General features: G+C 73.7%; 16 protein-coding genes and 2 tRNA genes. 6 read left to right on the top strand and 12 right to left on the bottom strand.

Annotated features, from left to right (window positions below; translation table 11 throughout):
- The first annotated feature begins 28 nt into the window (after positions 1–28).
- Genes JOD66_RS24135 through JOD66_RS28760 form a run of 5 tightly spaced genes read left to right on the top strand, consistent with a single transcriptional unit; the run spans position 29 to position 3,766 of the window.
- Positions 29–1,333, top strand: a complete 1,305-nt coding sequence (locus JOD66_RS24135; RefSeq protein ID WP_204839340.1) for a serine/threonine-protein kinase — start codon at positions 29–31, stop codon at positions 1,331–1,333.
- An 11-nt stretch (positions 1,334–1,344) separates the two neighbouring features.
- Entirely contained in the window at positions 1,345–2,256 is a 912-nt protein-coding gene (locus tag JOD66_RS24130) for a protein kinase family protein (protein WP_204839339.1), read from the top strand.
- A 16-nt stretch (positions 2,257–2,272) separates the two neighbouring features.
- Positions 2,273–3,001, top strand: coding sequence for a DUF72 domain-containing protein (locus JOD66_RS24125; RefSeq protein ID WP_204839338.1), 729 nt, complete (start codon positions 2,273–2,275; stop codon positions 2,999–3,001).
- 12 nt (positions 3,002–3,013) lie between these two features.
- Positions 3,014–3,538, top strand: a complete 525-nt coding sequence (locus tag JOD66_RS24120) for a PIG-L deacetylase family protein (protein ID WP_239545419.1) — start codon at positions 3,014–3,016, stop codon at positions 3,536–3,538.
- Positions 3,539–3,766 (top strand): PIG-L deacetylase family protein, encoded by a 228-nt coding sequence (locus JOD66_RS28760; protein WP_239545417.1) that lies wholly within the window; start codon positions 3,539–3,541, stop codon positions 3,764–3,766. It abuts the gene before it with no gap.
- Positions 3,767–3,773: 7 nt separating this feature from the next.
- Here the strand turns inward: JOD66_RS28760 and JOD66_RS24115 are convergent.
- The 9 genes from JOD66_RS24115 to JOD66_RS24075 all read right to left on the bottom strand — a co-directional run bounded on the left by JOD66_RS24115 (position 3,774) and on the right by JOD66_RS24075 (position 12,763).
- A tRNA-Ile gene (locus JOD66_RS24115) sits at positions 3,774–3,847 on the bottom strand.
- A gap of 7 nt (positions 3,848–3,854) precedes the next feature.
- The gene (locus JOD66_RS24110) at positions 3,855–4,856 is read right to left on the bottom strand and encodes a phosphotransferase (protein WP_204839337.1); all 1,002 of its coding nucleotides are present in this window, start codon (positions 4,854–4,856) and stop codon (positions 3,855–3,857) included.
- Between the two features lie 49 nt (positions 4,857–4,905).
- Positions 4,906–6,657: an RND family efflux transporter gene (locus tag JOD66_RS24105; RefSeq protein ID WP_204839336.1), complete on the bottom strand. Its 1,752-nt coding sequence runs from the start codon at positions 6,655–6,657 to the stop codon at positions 4,906–4,908.
- Entirely contained in the window at positions 6,645–7,469 is an 825-nt protein-coding gene (locus tag JOD66_RS24100; RefSeq protein WP_204839335.1) for a DUF5666 domain-containing protein, read from the bottom strand. Before JOD66_RS24100 ends, JOD66_RS24105 begins: the two co-directional genes overlap by 13 nt.
- Positions 7,470–7,504: 35 nt before the next feature.
- A complete protein-coding gene (locus JOD66_RS24095) occupies positions 7,505–8,731 on the bottom strand; it encodes an ABC transporter permease (RefSeq protein WP_204839334.1) in 1,227 nt (408 codons plus the stop codon).
- Positions 8,728–9,417, bottom strand: coding sequence for an ABC transporter ATP-binding protein (locus tag JOD66_RS24090; RefSeq protein ID WP_205126533.1), 690 nt, complete (start codon positions 9,415–9,417; stop codon positions 8,728–8,730). The genes JOD66_RS24095 and JOD66_RS24090 overlap by 4 nt, the downstream gene beginning before the upstream one ends.
- Before the next feature lie 5 nt (positions 9,418–9,422).
- The gene (locus JOD66_RS24085; protein WP_204839333.1) at positions 9,423–10,622 is read right to left on the bottom strand and encodes an efflux RND transporter periplasmic adaptor subunit; all 1,200 of its coding nucleotides are present in this window, start codon (positions 10,620–10,622) and stop codon (positions 9,423–9,425) included.
- 45 nt (positions 10,623–10,667) lie between these two features.
- Positions 10,668–12,050, bottom strand: coding sequence for a sensor histidine kinase (locus JOD66_RS24080; RefSeq protein ID WP_204839332.1), 1,383 nt, complete (start codon positions 12,048–12,050; stop codon positions 10,668–10,670).
- Entirely contained in the window at positions 12,050–12,763 is a 714-nt protein-coding gene (locus JOD66_RS24075) for a response regulator transcription factor (RefSeq protein WP_204839331.1), read from the bottom strand. Before JOD66_RS24075 ends, JOD66_RS24080 begins: the two co-directional genes overlap by 1 nt.
- 126 nt (positions 12,764–12,889) lie before the next feature.
- On the opposite strand from JOD66_RS24075, the gene JOD66_RS24070 reads away from it, so the two are divergent.
- The gene (locus tag JOD66_RS24070; protein ID WP_204839330.1) at positions 12,890–13,309 is read left to right on the top strand and encodes a hypothetical protein; all 420 of its coding nucleotides are present in this window, start codon (positions 12,890–12,892) and stop codon (positions 13,307–13,309) included.
- 62 nt (positions 13,310–13,371) lie between these two features.
- Here JOD66_RS24070 and JOD66_RS24065 read toward each other — a convergent pair whose 3' ends face one another.
- The 3 genes from JOD66_RS24065 to JOD66_RS24055 form a co-directional block, all read right to left on the bottom strand.
- Positions 13,372–16,488, bottom strand: a complete 3,117-nt coding sequence (locus JOD66_RS24065; protein WP_204839329.1) for a M14 family zinc carboxypeptidase — start codon at positions 16,486–16,488, stop codon at positions 13,372–13,374.
- 209 nt (positions 16,489–16,697) lie between these two features.
- Positions 16,698–16,773 (bottom strand) — tRNA-Asn (locus tag JOD66_RS24060).
- Between the two features lie 77 nt (positions 16,774–16,850).
- Entirely contained in the window at positions 16,851–17,351 is a 501-nt protein-coding gene (locus JOD66_RS24055; protein WP_204839328.1) for a hypothetical protein, read from the bottom strand.
- Positions 17,352–17,361: the final 10 nt, after the last annotated feature.

Here is a 17,361-nt window from a genome sequence, read left to right as displayed (position 1 = left end):
CGGTGGACGCGGGTACGTTGCCAGGACGATGACCAACCAACGGATCGCGGGGCGCTACACCGTCCAGCAGGAGATCGGGCGCGGTGCCCATGGTGCCGTCTGGGCCGCGTACGACGAGGTGCTCGGCCGCACGGTCGCGCTCAAGCGACTCGGTCCCACGGCCGGCGAGGGTGACGAGGCGGTGCGGGCCGAGCGGGAGGCGCGGCTCGCCGCGCAGCTCGGGCACCCGCACGTGGTCGCGGTCTACGACCTGGTGACCGAGGCCGACGGCGCCTGGCTGGTGATGGAGCTGGTCGAGGGCCCGTCGCTGTCGGCCGTGGTGCGCGACGCCGCCCTCTCCCCCGACGAGGCGGCCGGGCTGCTGGCGCCGATCGCGGACGCGCTGGCCCAGGCCCACGAGCTCGGCATCGTGCACCGCGACGTGAAGCCGTCGAACATCCTCAGCGGACCCGACGGCGCGAAGCTGACCGACTTCGGCATCGCCCGCGGCTCCGACGACGCGACGCTGACCCGCACCGGACTGGTGACCGGCTCCCCCGCCTACCTGGCGCCCGAGGTCGCGATGGGCGGCCACGCCACGCCGGCGAGCGACGTCTGGTCGCTCGGCGCGACCCTGGCGCACCTGCTGAGCGGGCGGCCGCCGTACCACCGCGACGACCTCGACAACGGTCCCCTGGCGGTGGTGTACCGGATCGCCCACGAGGATCCGCCGGTCGTGGCCGGCGCCGGCTGGCTGGCGCCGCTGCTGGCCCGCACCATGTCGAAGGACCCGCTGGCGCGCCCGACGATGGTCGAGGTGCGTGACCAGCTCGCCCGCACCGCCGACGTGGCCGAGCACACCGCGATGCTGCCCGCCGTGCCTCCGGCGCGCCGCTCCGTCGGGAGGATCGCGGTCGCGGTCGCGGCCCTGGTGGTCGTGCTGCTGGGTGCGGCCGTCCTTGCCTTCCGGTCCGGCGACGACGAGGCGCCGACCGCGCGCGAGACGCCGACCGCGAGCACGCCGACCGGGCCGGCGGTGACGCCGAGCGCGCCGACGGCGGCCGAGATGGAGGCCTTCGCCCGCGACTACGTCACCACCGCGAGCACCGACCCAGCGCGAGGGTTCGCGCTGTTGACGCCGGCGTACCAGGCGAACAGCCCCGACTACGCCGGGTTCTGGGGCAGGGTGAAGAACCCCACGATCCTCGACATCTCCGCCGACCCCACGCGGATGACCGTCACGTACCGCTACTCCTACGTGCTCAAGGGCGAGGGACGGCGCACCGAGAAGGTCACCCTGTTCCTGGTCGCGGACCAGGGAAAGCTCCTGATCGACAACGCCACGTCTGGGTAGCCTTGCAAGCCGTGAGCGGGTACGGCGTGCTGTCACCGGACGACGCGGCCCGGCTGCTGCTCCCGGTGGCCGAGTCCGTCGCCGCGGTCCACGCTGCCTCGGGCCGGCACGGCGCGATCTCGCCCGCGGCGATCGAGGTCGACGACGGCGGTCGGGCGCTCCTCCTCGACCGCACCCGGGTCGTGCCGGACCCCGAGTTCTCCGCGCCCGGCGCTCCCGACGACGTCTGGTCGCTGGCCGCGGTCCTGCTGCACGCCACGACCGGCGCCCCACCCACGGCGTACGGCGACCCGCCGGTCGTGCCCCGCTCCACCGGCTGGCTGGCACCCCTCGTCGAGCTCGGGCTCCGCCCCGACCCGGGCGAGCGACCGTCCGCGGCGGAGGTGGTCGCCTACCTGCGGGCGCGGGTACGGCCGCCCGACCCCCGCCGCCGGCTGCCCGTGGCCGGACTGGCACTCGCGGGCGCCGCGGTGGTCACCGTGCTCGGGCTGGTGGGCGCGGCGCTGCTGTTCGGAGGAGGAGCGGGCGACCCACCCGAGACGCGGAGCGAGACGACGGACGCCACCAGCCCGGAGGAGAGCGAGCCGGCGAGCGTCGTGCCGTCCTCGGAGCCGGCGCTCCCGACCGCCGCCGAGCTGGAGACCTTCGCCCGCGACTACGTCGCCACGGCCAGCGGCGACCCGGCGCTCGGGTTCACCTGGCTGACCGATGCCTACCAGCGGCGCAGCCCGCGCTACCGCGAGGTGTGGACGTCGATCGAGGACCCGCGGATCCTGTCGGTCAGCGGCGATCCGGCGACCATGACGGTCCGGTACACCTACCGCTACCGGCTCAGCGGCGGCGGCTCGCGCACCGAGGACATCACCCTGTTCCTGGTCCAGGACGGCGACCGGCTGCTGATCGCCGACGCAACCGCGCGTTAGCGGGTACCACCCGGCCATGGGCACGATCCGGGTCGGCACGTCGGGGTGGTCCTACGCGTCGTGGCGCGGCGACTTCTACCCGAAGGGGCTCGTCCAGCGCCACGAGCTGGGCTATCTCGCCGAACGCCTCACCACGATCGAGGTGAACGGCTCGTTCTACGCGCTGCAGCGGCCCTCGACGTACCACCGGTGGCGCGACGAGACGCCCGACGACTTCGTGCTGGCCGTCAAGGGCGGCCGGTTCATCACCCACCTCAAGCGGCTGCGTGACGTCGAGGAGGGCCTGGCCCGCTTCTTCGGCTCGGGCGTGCTCGACCTCGGAGCGAAGCTCGGGCCGGTGCTGTGGCAGCTGCCCGCCTCGCTGCCGTACGACGCCGACCTGATGGGCTCGTTCTACCGGTTGCTGCCCGCCGGCGTGCGCCACGTGGTCGAGTTCCGGCACCGCAGCTTCTGCGTCGACGAGGCGTTCGCGCAGATGCGGGAGCACGGGATCGGCTGCGTCGTCTCGGACTCCCCCGGTCGCTGGCCGATGGCCGAGGTGGTGACCAGCGACGTCGTGTACGTGCGGCTGCACGGCCACACCGAGCTGTACGCCAGCGGATATGCGGCCCGGTCGTTGGACAGGTGGGCCGCGAAGTGCCGGCGCTGGGCCGAGCGAGCCGACGTGTTCGTCTACTTCGACAACGACGCCCGCGGGCGCGCACCCCACGACGCCGTGGCGCTGCGCGAGCGCGTCGACGGGTGACATGCTCGGGGCATGGCCGAGAAACCGACCCCCTTGGAGCCGCTCGACGAGAGCTGGGAGCGCGCCCTGTGCGTCGTCGCGCACCCCGACGACATGGAGTTCGGCGCCGCCGCCGCGGTGGCGCGCTGGACCGGACAGGGCAAGAGCGTCGTCTACTGCATGGTCACCAGCGGCGAGGCCGGCATCGACGGCCTCGACCCGGACGCGTGCCGCGAGGTGCGCGAGGCCGAGCAGGTCGCGTCCGCACGGATCGTCGGCGTCGACGTCGTCGACTTCCTGCGCCAGCCCGACGGCGTCCTGGAGTACGGCGTCGCAATGCGCGCGCTGATCGCCGCCGAGGTCCGTCGTCACCGGCCCGACATCGTGGTCACCGGCAACTTCCGCGATACCTGGGGCGGGCGCAACCTCAACCAGGCCGACCACATCGCGGTGGGGCGGGCGGTGGTGGACGCCGTACGGGACGCGGGGAACCGCTGGGTGTTCGCCGACCAGCTCGGCGGCGCGGACGGGCTCGAGCCTTGGGGCGGCGTACGCTAGGTGTGGGCGTTCGGCTCCCCCGACGCGACCCACGCCGTCGACACCACCGCCACCTTCGACGCCGGCGTGGAGTCCTTGCGGGCGCACGCGGCGTACATCGACGGTCTGGGCTGGGAGAACTGGGATCCGCGCGAGTTCCTCGAGGGCATGTCGCGGGCCGCCGGGGCCCGGCTGGGCGTCGCGTTCGCCGCGCCCTTCGAGGTGTTCCCGATGGGCTGGGGCGAGTAGCGCGGAGTAGGCCGGGTGGGGCTCGAACCCACGACCCAAGGATTATGAGTCCTCTGCTCTGACCGACTGAGCTACCGGCCCGCGCGGATCACCCTAGTGCGGCGCGCCCGCCGAGCGGCGGCGGGTCGAGCAGCGACGCCAGGCGCGCGGCGGGCGCGGAGCCGAACTCGGCCCGCTCCTGGGGGGTCATGGTGACCACGCAGCGACGCCAGGACTCGACCCGGGCGATGCGGCCGAGCTGGAGGGCGGCGGGGAGCGCGGCCCGCAGGTCGGCGGGGCTGGCGAGGTCGGACCACACCTCGAGCGCGGCGTCGGCGATCCGCCACAGGAGCGGGTCGTCGGCGGGGACGCCGAGCGACTCGCGGGCCATGGCGAGGGGGACGTAGAGGCCGGCGAGCGGGTCGCCGACGACGGCGTCGCCGAAGTCGAAGAAGCGCAGCCCGCCGTCGGGGGCCAGGACGACGTTCTCGGCGTGCAGGTCGTTGTGAAGCAGGGTGAGCGGGAGGCCGAGGTCCTCGACCCGGTCGGACCAGCGATCCACCGTCGGGAGCAGCGCCTCGAGCAGGACCGCGACCTCGGGGGCGAGCCGGCGGGGATCGGTCGGGGGCAGGGCGGCGAGGCGGCCCACCGCGTCGGCGACGTACGTCGTGGCGTCGGCGGGGGCGAGCACGGTGAGGTGCTGGTCGTCGAGAGCACCGACGAGCCGGCGTTGGAGGTCGGCCGAGTCGGCGGCGATCCGCGTCCAGACGGCGGGATCGCCCGCTCCCCCGCGGTCGTGGACGGTCGGGCCGAGATCGGCGGTCAGCAGCAGGTCGCGCACGGGATCGGCCGCCAGGACCGGGACGACGTGGTCGGGGACGAGCCGCGCCAGCCGGGCCATCAGCCTGGCCTCGTGGGCCTGGCCCGGACAGTTCTGCTTGACGTACGACGTGCGCCCGGCCGCGGCGACCCGCCACAGCGCCGACCAGGGCCGCACGGCGACCACGTCGACCCGGTCGACGACGCCGAGCGCGTCGGCCAGGAACGCGCGGAGGTCGCCGGCGAACTCGTCGGTCGCCCACTCCGCGCTCGTCCAGGTCGTCGTCGTCACCCCACCAGCGTCACCCCGCAGGGGTGGCGCGCGCCACCGGTTTGTCGGATCACCGCACCATCACGACCGGTGGCCCGCCGGTGCCGCCACCGCCGAAGCTGCCCCCGAAGCCGCCTCCGAAGCCGCCGCCGAAGCCGCGCTGGTCCTGGCTGTCCCCGCTCGGCAGGTCGGCGTCGAGATCCGCGAGCACCACCTCGGCACCGGCCTCGATCCCGTCGACGATCTCGATCTCGGTACCGCCGACGATGCCGGTCGTGACCCGCACCCGCTCCGCCCGGCCGTCGACCAGGGTCGTCACGGTGCCGTCGCTGACCGCGGAGGCGGGCACGGTCACCGCGTCGCTCGCACTGCCCACGACCACCTCCACCGACGCGGGCAGGCCCTCGGGAAGACCGAGGTCGTGCTCGTCGAGGGTGATGTCGACGGCGTACGTCGGGTCGGAGGTGGAGTCCGTGCTCGTCGGGACGTTCGAGATCCGGCTGAGCGACCCCGCGAGCGGTTCGGCCGCACCCGCGGGCGTGACGTCCACCGCCGTGCCCGTCGTGAGCTGAGCGGCCTGCGCCTCCGACACCTCCAGGGACACCGTGGTCACGCCCGGTGCGACGACCACCGCGACGGCGTCCCCCGACGACACCGAGTCGCCCGCGGAGACCGAGAGCGAGGTGACGGTGCCGGCGGCCGGGGCCCGGACCACCGCCGCGCGGAGGTCGGCGCGCGCGGAGGCGAGGTCGGACTTCGCCTTGTCGATGGACGCCTGGTCGGCGGCCAGCGTGGCGGCGGTGACGGTGCGCGTGCCGCCCGGGTCTCCCGAGGCAGTGGCGGACGAGCCCGACGTGTCGGACGAGGAGCCGCTGGGTGCGGCGCCCGAGCCGGAGGGCGCGGACGCGTCGGCGCCGCCGGTGTCGCTCGCGGCGCCGGGACCGCTCGCGGCCGCCGCGCTGCTCGTCAGGTCGCCGAGGGCGGCGGTCAGGGTCGTGGTGAGCGTGGCGATGGCGTCCTGGAGCGCCTGCTGGGCGTCCGCCGTGGCGGACTGGGCGGACTGCACCGCGGCGAGCGCCTTCGCGCACGCCTCGTCCACGCCGGACCCGCCGGACCCGCCGGACCCGCCCGGGTCCTCGGTCGGGTCGTCGGTCGGCTCGCCGCTCGGGTCGTCGGGGGCGGCGGCCGGGGTCGCGGCCGCCTGGCAGGCCTGCTCCTGGGTGGCGAGGGCGGCGGTCGACCTCTCCAGCGCGCTGCTGGCGGCCGACTGCGCGCTCGTCACCGCGTCCTGCTGCGCCGCGAGTGCGGTCAGGTCCGGGTCCGCCGCGGTCGGGGTGGCGGCCTTCGTCGGCGACGCGCCCGACGAGCCCGGGGACTTCCCGGCCGACGAGCCCGACGGCGTGCTCGTCGCGGTGCTCGTCGGGGTGCTCGCGGCCGTCGCCACCGAGGTGGTCTGCGCCTCCTCGTCGTCGGCCAGCTGGGCCTTGGCGCCGGCGAGGTCGGACTTCGCCTGGTCGACGGCGGAGCGCAGCGCGGCGCGGTCCAGAACCGCGATCACCTGGCCCTGCGCGACCTCGTCGCCGACGGAGACCGGTACCCGGGCGACCTCGCCGGAGGTGCCGAACGCCAGGTCGGAGCGACCGCTCGCGCCGATGACGCCGGACAGGTCGAGGGTCTGCTCGACGTCGCCGGTGCGCGCGGTGACGGTGCGATAGGACACGGCGTCGTCGCCGGTGGCGCCGTACGCCGCCCAGCCGGTGCCGGCGAGCGCCAGGACCGCGAGCGGTACGACGACCCGGCGCGGCGTCCTCAGCGCCCGCACTGGTCGTTCACCGCGTCACTGACCGCGATCGCCGTCGCGGTGACCGCGCCGGCGCTGTCCGCATCGCCCTCGACCCGCACGCAGCGGCCCGTCGTGAGGGCCGAGGCGTCGGCGGCGACCTGGTGGGTGTAGGTCGTGGCGCCGTCGACGGTGACCGTGACGTCGCCGTCCCTTCCCTCGACCACGAAGCCGCTGTCGCTGACGGACGTCACCTCGCCGACGGTGCCGAAGCCACCGGGCCGGCCGCCGGGCATGCCGGAGCCGTCGGTCGGGAAGTCGGAGGGCAGGTCGCTCGGCAGGTCCGTCGGCATGCCGCTGGGCGGCTCGCCGCCGCCCGGACCGCCGAAGCCACCGGTGCAGCTGCCGTCGTCGGCGGCCGCGGTCACCGAGACCGAGGCCGCGGTGACCGCGGTGGGGGCGCTGTCTGCGTTCCCGGTGACGTCGCCGTCCGCCGTCCGGACCACGACGCAGACGCCGGTGGTGACGTCGGCGAGGGTGCCGGCCGCCTGGTCGGTGATCGTGGTGGCGTCGGTGACGGTGACGGCGGTCTGGCCGGCGCTCTGCCCCTGGCCGCGGACCTGCAGCACGTCGCCGTTCACGGCGGCGATCAGCCCGAAGGTGCCGGGCAGCCCGCCGCCGGGTCCGCCGTTCGGGCCGCCGCTCTGGGCGCTCTGGGCGCTGGGGGCGCCGGCCACGTCGGTGGCGGCGGTCGAGTCGTCGCCGCAGCCGGTCAGCACCGCGGCGAGCGCGGTGCCGGCGGCGACGACGGCCAGTGGGCGGGCGGTACGCCGGGTGAGGGGCGAGAGGGTCATCGATGCTCCTGGAGGGTGGGGACGGGGAGGGATGGTCATTCGCTGCGCAACGCGTCGATCGGCGTCAGCCGGGCGGCCCGGCTCGCCGGGTAGACGCCGAAGCCGACACCCATCGCGAGCGAGGTCGCGAGGGCGGCCGTGGTCGCGAGCAGCGACACCGAGACGGCCTGGTCGATGAAGTGCGGGAGGACCTGGGCGCCGACGATGCCGATCACGACACCGACGACACCGCCGGTCAGGCCCAACAGCGAGGCCTCGACGAGGAACTGGCGCCGGATGATGCGCGGTGCCGCGCCCAGCGCCTTGCGCAGGCCGATCTCGCGGATCCGCTCGGTGACGGAGACGAGCATGATGTTCATGACGCCGATCCCGCCGACGAGCAGCGAGATGCCGGCGACGCCGGCGAGCAGCACGGTGAACGTCCGGTTGGTGGAGTTCGCCGTCTCGACCAGCGAGTCCTGGGTCGCGATCGAGAAGTCGGCGTCCGCGGTGGTCACGCCGTGCCGGGTCGCGAGCAGCGCCTGCACCTCCTGGTACGCCGCCGCCAGGGTGGCCTCGCTCGCGGCCTCGACGTAGATGGTCGACACCGAGCTGGAGGTGCTGCCGGTCAGCCGGCTCGCCGTCCCGACGGGTACGACGGCCAGGTCGTCCTCGCTCGACCCCGAGGAGGAGGCGCCCGAGGAGGCGAGCACGCCCACGACCGTGACCCGGGTGCCGTTGACGGTGACCTGCTGCCCGACGGGGCTCTGCCGGCCGAAGAGCTCCGAGGCGGTGTCGGCGCCGATCACGGCCACCGTGGCGCCCTCGGCGGCCTCGGCCGCGGTGAAGAACCGGCCGGCGCTCAGCTCTCTGCTGCGCACGTCCGGCCAGGCGGTCGTGGTGCCGGTGAGGGAGGTGGTCCAGTTCGTGTCACCGTTGACGAGGGACACCGAGCTGGTCGTCACGGGCGCCACTCCCGCCACGTCGGGCGCCGCCTCCGGGTCCGCGAGCGCGGTGGCGTCGGCGATGGTCAGCGTCGACGCCGAACCGAAGCCGCCACGGATGCCGGAGCTGCTGGTGGTGCTGCCGGGCGAGACGATCAGCAGGTGGGAGCCGAGGGCGTCGATCTGGTCCTTGACCTCCTTCTGCGCACCCTGGCCCAGGCCGACGGTGAGGATGACCGACGAGATGCCGATGACGATGCCGAGGACGGTGAGCGAGGAGCGCAGCCGGTGCGACCTGATCGCCGCCAGTCCGGAGCGGACCGTCTCCCACCAGCTCATGCCGGGACCCGCGAGGTGAGGCGGTCGACGGTGATCAGCCCGTCGTCGATGACCAGGTTGCGCCGGGCCCGGCCGGCGACGTCCTGCTCATGGGTGATCAGGACGATGGTGCGCCCCGACTCGTGCAGCTCGTCGAAGAGCCCCAGCACGTCGCGGGTCGAGGTCGAGTCCAGGTTGCCGGTCGGCTCGTCGGCCAGCAGCAGGGCGGGCTCGGTGACCAGGGCCCGCGCGACCGCCACCCGCTGCTGCTGACCGCCGGACAGCTCGCCCGGCCGGTTGTCGACCCGGTCGGCGAGACCGACCTTCGTCAACGCCGCGATCGCCCGCTCCCTGCGCTCCGGACGCGGGACGCCGGCGTACACGAGAGGAAGCTCGACGTTGCGCCAGGCCGACATCGACGGCAGCAGGTGGAACTGCTGGAACACGAAGCCGATCCGGCGGTTGCGGATCTCGGCGAGGGCCGCCTCGTCGAGCTCGGCGGTGTCCTCCCCCGCGAGCACGTAGTGGCCGACGGTCGGGACGTCGAGGCAGCCGAGCAGGTTCATCAGCGTCGACTTGCCGGAGCCCGACGGCCCGATCACGGCGACGTACTCGCCCTCCTCGATGGTGGCGTCGATGCCGCGCAGCGCCTCGAACTCGACACTGCCCGAGGTGTAGGTCTTGCGTACGCCGGACAGCTCGATCAGGGCGCTCACCGGCTGCCTCCGCCCGGGAACCCGCCGGTGCCGCCGCCCGGGAAGCCACCGGGGGGCAGCCCGCCGTTCTGCTGCATCTGCTCGCGGAGCTGCTGCATCTGCTGGTCGCCGCCACCGCTGCCGGGGCCGGTGAACCCGGCGATCTCGACGACGTCGCCCTCGCTCAGCCCGGAGGTGATCTCGGTGGCCAGGCCGCTGGTCTCGCCGACCTCGACCTCGGTGCGCTCGGTGCTGTCGCCACTGACCTTCTCGACGTACGTCGTGTCGCCGTCGGTACGCAGCGCGCGGCTGTCCACGGTGAGCACGTCGGAGCGCTGGCTGACGACGATGGCGACGTCGGCCGACGTACCGCCGAAGAGGTCGTCGCGGGTGTCGGTCACCTGGACCGTGACGGGGAAGACAGCGGCACCGCTCGAGTCCGTCTCGGCGACCAGGCCGACCTCCTGGACGGTGCCGTAGACCGTCTCGTCGACGCCGCTGACGGTGATCTCGGCCTGCAGGCCGACGCTCACCTTCGCGATGTCCGCGCTGGCGACGGTCGCGTCGACGACGAACCGGCCGGTCGAGACGACCGTGATGGTGCCGGTGGCGTCCGTGCCGCTGGACGAGCCGGCCGAGCCGGCGCCGGCGCCGGCGCTGCCGGCGGAGTCGCCGACCTCGAGGCCGACGGCGGTCACGGTGCCCTTCGTCGTGGAGCGCAGCACGGCGTCGTCGACCGCCTCCTGGGCCTCGGCGAGCTGGGACTCGGCGGCGAGGACGGCGGCCCGGTCGGCGGCGAGCTGCACGTCCGCGGCGCCGTCGGCGATGTTCTCGGAGCGAGCGGTCCGGGCCGCGGTGAGCGAGCTCTGCGCGGCGTCCAGCTGGGCCTGGAGCACGTCGTCGTCGATCGCGGCCAACCGCTGCCCCTTCTTCACCGTGTCGCCCGGCTTCACGTAGACCGCCGTGACCGTCCCGCTCACGTCGAAGGACAGGTCCGCGGTCGTGGCGGCCGCCAGCGTGCCGCTCGCCGTGACGGTCTGCTTGAGGGTCTGGGTCTGCACCGTCGCGGTCGTGGTCGTCGCGGCCGCGGGCTCATCGCCCCGGAACAGCAGCCAGCCGCCGGCGACGCCGGCGAGGACGACCAGGGCCGTCAGGGAGAGGACGAGGCGCCGGGGACGACGCAGGCCGCGGACGCGGCGCAGGAGCTTGCGTTTCACGAGCCCGACCCTGTTCGGTCGGACTGTGGCGGTCCTCGGCCGAACCTATGGGCGCGCTGTGAGAGCGACCGTGATGCGGGTGTCCCCCGGGACGCTGCGCAGGGCGACCGTGCCCCCGTGCGCGCTGACGATCGCCTGCACCAGCGCGAGCCCCAGCCCGACGCCGTCGGAGCGGTGCCGGGACGCGTCGCCACGGGTGAACCGCTCGAAGGCGGTGTCGACCAGGCCGGCCGGGAAGCCGGGGCCGTCGTCGTGGACGTCGAACCCGTCGCGCCGGACGGTCACGGTCACGGTGGTGCCGGCCGGCGTGTACTTGCGGGCGTTGGTCAGCAGGTTGGTGACGACCTGGTGCAGCCGGTGCTCGTCGCCGACGGTCTCCACGGGCTCGCCGTCGGCGGGCAGCACGATCCGCCAGCGGTGCTCGGGCGCCACCACCCGGGCGTCGTCGACCGCCTCGAGCAGCAGCCGGGTCAGGTCGACCGGCTCGGCGGCGAGCGGACGGCCGGCGTCGAGCCGGGCCAGCAGGAGCAGGTCCTCGACGAGGGCGGTCATCCGCCCGGCCTCCTCCTCGACCTTGGCCAGGGCGACGGCCGAGGTGGCCGCGTCGCCGCGGCGGCGCGCGAGCTCGGTGTAGCCCGCGATCGTGGTCAGCGGGGTCCGCAGCTCGTGGGAGGCGTCGGCGACGAACTGCCGGACCTGCAGCTCGCTGCGGTGCCGGGCCGACAGCGAGGACTCGACGTGCTCGAGGAGCTGGTTGAGGGCCAGGCCGACCTGGCCGGCCTCGGTCCGCGGGTCGGTGAGGTGCTCGGGCACCCGCTCGGTCACGCCGATGTCGCCCTCCGCCAGCGGCAGCTCGGCGACGGCGTGCGCGGTCGCGGCGACCTCGGTCAGGGGCCGGAGCTGGCGGCGTACGACGGCGGTGCCGGCCAGCCCGGCGGCCACGATCCCGAGCAGGGCCAGCACGATCTCGAGGCGGATGAGCGACATGGTCGCCTCGTCGACGTCCTCGGTGGGCAGGCCGGCCACGACGGTGAAGTCCGAACGCTCGTCCCTCCCCCGCATGACGCGGTACTTGCCCAGGCCGGGCAAATCCACCGTCGTCGGCTCGCTGCCGACCTCCGCCAGCACCGAGAGCACGGCGGAGTCCAGGGATTCGGGCTGTACGACGTTGCTGCGCACCCGGACCACCTCCCCTTGCCGGGCGCTGCCGGCGAACCTGGCCTGCAAAGTGCCCGGCGAGCCGAACAGCACTCGGCCGCCCGGGCCGGGGCGCAGGCTCTCGGCCACGTCGGAGTCGAGCCGGTTGGTCAGCCACGCGTGCATGCCGAGGGTGGTGACCGTGCCGACGAGCAGCGACACCACCGCGACCAGGGTGACCGCGGTGACGACCAGCCGCGCGGTGAGCGAGCGGGGCACCAGGCGGCGCATCACGCCGGCTTCAGCACGTAGCCGGCGCCGCGCATGGTGTGGATCATCGGCTCCCGCCCGGCATCGATCTTCTTGCGGAGATAGGAGATGTAGAGCTCCACGACATTGGCCTGGCCGCCGAAGTCGTAGTTCCAGACCCGGTCGAGGATCTGGGCCTTGCTGAGGACCCGGCGCGGGTTGCGCATCAGGTAGCGCAGCAGCTCGAACTCGGTGGCGGTGAGCGCGATCTCCTCACCGGCACGGGTGACCTCGCGACTGTCCTCGTCGAGGACCAGGTCGCCGACCACGAGCGTGGAGCGACTCTGCTCGACCGCGGTGCCGGCCCGGCGTACCAGGGCCCGGAGGCGGGCGACCAGCTCCTCGAGCGAGAACGGCTTGGTGACGTAGTCGTCGCCACCGGCGGTCAGGCCGGCGACCCGGTCCTCCACGGCGTCGCGGGCGGTGAGGAAGAGCACCGGCACGCTCGGGTCGTCGGCGCGGATCCGGCGCAGCACCTCCATCCCGTCGTGGTCGGGAAGCATCATGTCGAGCACCACGACGTCCGGGCCGTGGCCGCGCACCGCCGTCACCGCCTCGGCGCCGGTGTGGGCGGTCTCGACCGCCCAGCCTTCGTAGCGCAGCGCCATCGCCACGAGCTCGGCGATGTTGACCTCGTCGTCGACGACGAGGGCGCGCAGCGGGGTGCCGTCGGGGCGGGTCGCGCTCTGGGTCATGACAGCAGACTGTGCCATCAGCCTGTGGGGATCCTGTGGATCCCTTGTGCGGATCCTGCGGCGCGACCTCGACACCTCACGGGCGGAGCACAGGCTCAGCACAGGGGGCGGAGGGAGCGTGGGGACATGAGTCAGCACGACGACCCGACCCCGCAGCCGCCCACCGAGCCACCCACCGAGCCGGCAGAGGCGTTGTCACCGCCCGACGTACCGCCGGCGCCGGCCCCGCCTCCCCCGGCGCCGGTGCTCAAGACCCGCTGGCGCGACCGCGCGTTCACCCTGCGCGCGATGGTCGCGGTCGGTCTGGCCGGCCTGGTGCTGGGCGCCGGCGCCGGAGTCGGCACCGCGCTGGTCGCCGGCCACGACGACGGTCCCGACTTCCGCCACCAGCGGATGGACGGGCCCGGCCAGGGCGGCTTCCCCGGCTGGGGCGGGCGCGACGGCCAGGGTGGTCCGCCGAACCCGGGGCAGGTGCCGCCGGGGAGCTCGCAGCAGCAGGAGGACACGCCCCAGGACGGCTCGTCGGCGGACACCTCGGGGAGCTGAGAGACGTCCGGGCCGGCGACGCCACGCGTCGCCGGCCCGGGTGGTGGGGTGACCGGTGCGGTCTAGCGGCGCCGCACCGTGAGCTTGACCGTCGCCGTCGAGGCCTCCGCCGAGGCACTGCCCGCGTAGGTCACGCGCACCTTGTGCTTGCCGGCCTTCGCCTTCGGCAGCTTCACGGTCACGCTGCCGCCGGCGCCGACCGCGGCGGTGGCGACCTGCTTCCCGTCGAGGGTGACCGTGACCGTGCCGGACACGTCAGCGCCCGGCGCGGCGACCATGACCTTGACCTTGGCCCGCTTGCCGACCGTGACCTTCTTGGCCTTCTTCACCTTGGCGGTGAGCGTCGAGGCGACCTTGCCGACCACCAGGGTGGCCGGCGCCGAGACGCTGGCCTGGAAGCCGGCGTCGCCGCCGTACTCGGCGGTCAGGGAGCGCGCCCCGGCCGTGGTGAATGCCTTCAGCGCGATCGTGGCGACGCCATCGCCGTCGATCTCGCCGCTGCCGACCACCACATCACCATCGCGGATGGTGACCACGCCGGTCGGCGTCGCCTGGTCGCCGGGGCCGGTCGCGGTCACCGCTACCTTGGCGGTGACGCCGGTGGCGCCGACGGCCACCTTCGCCGTGCTCAGCGTGAGCGAGGTCGCGCTGCCGGGCAGCGGCTCCTCGAAGCCGACCTCCGCCTTCCACGAGCGGTAGTTGCCGGGCTGACCGGGCACCAGGTGCCGCTCCACGTTGCCGCGGCTGTCGACCGTCAGCCAGCGGATCTCGGTCCCCTCGTCGACCTTGAGCCGCTCACCGTCGGTGTTGCGCAGGCCCGAGGCGTCGTACCGCTCGGACTCCAAGGTCGGCAGGCTGCCGTCCAGGGTGTAGAAGATGGCGGCCGGCTCGTTGGTGTCGAACACGACGTTCACCTTCCCCTCGGTCGCCGAGGGCGTGACCTCGACGGTCGAGACCGGCGGCACGTCGTCGCGCTCGTGGTCGAGAGCGACCTGCGCCATCTCGATCAGGCCGTTGGCGAACTCCTGGCTCTCCTCGTGCGCCGACGGCCCGTCCGGCGACGCGGCCGCGAACGGCGGCTGGAAGGTGACGCCGACCTCGAAGTCCCAGGCGTAGATGCCGTACTTGTACCAGAGCAGGTCACCGGAGTTGCCGGCCGCCGAGTAGAGCACGTCGACCACCTGTCCGGTCTTCGCCGGGGTGACGCTGAGGCCGCGGTGCCGCTTGATCGCGGTCAGGATCCGCGACGAGGCGCCCCAGAACAGCCCCTCCTCCTCGAGCGTCGGCACGGGCGCGGTCTCGCGTCCGGCCGCCTTGTACGACGCCGGCGACCACATGAAGTAGTTGCCCGAGCTGTGCACGTTCATCGAGAAGGTGATGTTGGGGTGGGTCTTGGCGACCCAGTCGACATTCCTGGCCTCGGGCTCGGTCAGCTCGCCCGGGCCGGCCGACGTACTGCTGGTGCAGCTGGTGGTCGAGGCGCCGGAATAGCCGTCGAAGGCGCTGTACTCGGTGTAGTTGCGGTTGACGTCGACACCCCAGCTGTTGCGGCCGTTGAAGTCGCCGTTGTCGGCGAGCCCGCAGTGCCTCGTCATGTTCTTGCGCTGCTGGGAGTAGTCGTAGAAGGAGTAGTGACCACCGTCCGGGTTCACCGACGGCAGGATCCAGATCTCCAGGTTGTCGACCAGGTCCCGGGTGGGGGCGTGCGAGGCGTAGTTGCGCAGCAGTCGCTCGGCCGTCTCGATCGTCACCAGCGGCGGCACCCACTCACGGGCGTGCTCCTGCGCGTAGTAGAAGACGCCGGGCTTCGAGCCGTCGCGGACCTTGCCGATCTTGATGGCGTAGACCTGCTGCGGGTCGCGCGAGACCGACGCCGGGGCGCCCAGACCGTCGGTCAGGGTGATCGGCTGGGTGGTCGCCGGCGTGACGCCGGCGCCCGCGTCGCCTCGATAGGTGTACGCCGTCACCAGGGTGCGCGCGACGACGTTGGCGTTGATCGCGGCCACGATCTGGGCGGCGGTGCTGGTGAGCGCGCCGGTGCCGTCGGTCGCGGAGGAGACCTTGATCGCCTTGCCGACCACGTTGACGCTCAGCGGCGCGCCGGCGACGCCCGGGTCGCTCACCTCGACGGTGATGCCGTTGCCGCCCTGGTGTCCCCAGGCCTTGGAGTCGAGGCCGAAGCGCTGCGAGACGGCGGTGGGGTTGTTGGCCGTCGGCCCGACCAGCGCCTGGGCGAGGCGCCGGTAGCCGTTGGTCTTGTACGGGAGCTTCACGATCTCGGCGAGATCGGGGAACTGGTCGGCGAGGTTCTGGATCCGGTCGTAGAGCTGGGTCGGGTCCAGGTAGGACCGAATGAAGTCCTCCTGGTAGCCGGCACCCTTGAACGGGTCCTCCTCGCCGTCCTGGGTCGGCAGCCAGTCCTCGACCTTGGCGATCGCCACGTCACCGCTCGGGCTGGTGATCCGGATCCGGTCGGGCCGGGTGGTCAGCTTGCTGGGATCGCCGTCGGCGGTCGAGCTCGCGCCGAAGTGGTACATGTACACGCCCACGTCGGTGAAGTCCTGCAGTACCTGGGTGCCGCCGTCACCGAACGCGGTGCCCGGACCGGCGTCCCGCTCGACGATCAGGTTGGCGACATTCGCGCCGTCGGCGACCTGCGCCTCGACGGACAGCACCGGGACCCCGAAGGAGGTGTAGTAGTCGGCGCGCAGGATCTTGACGTCGCTGACGTCCGGGTCGGTCGCGGCCTCGTCGAAGGCCTCCGCGGCCTCGGCGTTCGCCCGCACCGTGGCGTCGCGCTCGGCCAGCGCGGCCTCGCTGTCCTCCGGGGTCAGCAGTGTCTCGCCGACGCGGAAGCCGAGCTTCTTCAGCTGGGCGACCTCGCTGGGCGTGACGACGGCGCGGACGCCGAGCCCGTCCTCCTCCTGGTGCACCCCGTGGTCGAGGTCGACCCCGGTGGCGACGAGGCGGTCCAGCTCGGCGGTGCCGGAGACCACGATCTCGACCACGTCGGCCGCCTCGTCGGCCGGACGGTCCAGGGCGGCGTCGTTCGGGGCCGCCTGAGCGCGGACCGCGGGAGCCGCGGTCGAGGCGCTCGGGAGCACCCCGACACCGAGAGCGAACAGGGCCAGGCCGGCGGCGGATGCGCCGAGTCGTTTCCTTCTCAGATGTGCAGACACGATCAACCTTTGCGTGTGGGGGGACGGCCGATCACACTCCGAAGATGTGAGGGGCCTCACAAAAAAGTGTGTGCACACACAATCGGGTTCCACCGGGCTCGTCAACGGGTCCGGGCGAAATCGGTCGGACCTCTGCACGTTTGGCGCCGAAACGGCCCCCGAGAATGCCAAAAGCCCCGCCGGGCGGACCGGACGGGGCTGTGGAGCGTTGGCTCCCCCGATTGGACTCGAACCAATAACCCTGCGATTAACAGTCGCATGCTCTGCCAGTTGAGCTACGGGGGAAAGCTGCTCTCCACCGCGAGGTGGAAGCGGGGAAACACTAGCAAGGACGCGGCCCCTGCTGGAAATCGAGGTGGGGCTCAGCCGCCGACGTCGGCCTGGGCGGCCGCGAGCGCCTCCTGGACGACGGCGTCGACGCGGGGGTCGGCGGGGTCGAGGCCGTCGTCGTACTCGACGAACCAGGCGAGCTCGCCGTGGGCGCCGGGGGCGCGGCGGGCCAGGATCCGGACCTGTCGGCGGCCCGAGACCGGGACGTGACGCTGGACGGCGATGCTCGCCGTGACCCGCTCGCGGACCAGCTCGAGCAGGCGACCGGCCTCCTCGAGCCGCAGCAGGTGGACCGGGCTCGGCTCGCCGAAGCGGGCCACCTCGACCACCCGCAGGGTCGCCTCGTCCTGGTCCCAGTCGGCGCTCGCGACCTGCTCCCACGGGATCCGCTCGGGCAGGTAGAGGGCGTCGCGGGTGCCGCCGACGAGGTCGGGGCCGGCGCCCGGGTGGCGGACCGTGGCCCAGGCGAGCAGGCGCTCCCCCGCTGCGACGGGGAACGGCGGCCGGCGCGACGGCAGCGGCGGGAACCTCACGACACCGGCC

It is taken from the genome of Nocardioides nitrophenolicus (genome assembly GCF_016907515.1).
Taxonomy (GTDB): Bacteria; Actinomycetota; Actinomycetes; order Propionibacteriales; family Nocardioidaceae; genus Nocardioides; species Nocardioides nitrophenolicus.
This window is presented reverse-complemented; position numbering and strand designations above follow the sequence as displayed.